Here is a 202-nt window from a genome sequence, read left to right as displayed (position 1 = left end):
CGGTGCGGATGGGCTAGTGGTGTCCGGGGCGGTCACGGTAACCGCGGCGGAGATATTGCCCGCGGCATCACTGGCGACAGCGGTAACCGTTTCACCGTTAGTGAGCGCAGGCGACAGCGGGACAGTAAAGCTGCCGTCGCTCCCTGCCGTGACGCTGCCCAGCACATTGCCTGCCGCATCGCTGATCGTGACCGTACTGCCG

1 protein-coding gene is annotated in these 202 nt (G+C 65.8%); it reads right to left on the bottom strand.

Annotated features, from left to right (window positions below):
* A partial coding sequence (locus NC856_RS17765) for an Ig-like domain-containing protein (protein ID WP_264091720.1) occupies window positions 1-202 on the bottom strand: 202 nt, incomplete at both ends.

The sequence above is a fragment of the Brenneria izbisi genome (genome assembly GCF_025840185.1).
GTDB lineage: Bacteria > Pseudomonadota > Gammaproteobacteria > Enterobacterales > Enterobacteriaceae > Brenneria > Brenneria izbisi.
The sequence above is the reverse complement of the archived record's forward strand: the minus strand, read 5'-3'. Positions and strand labels throughout refer to the sequence as shown.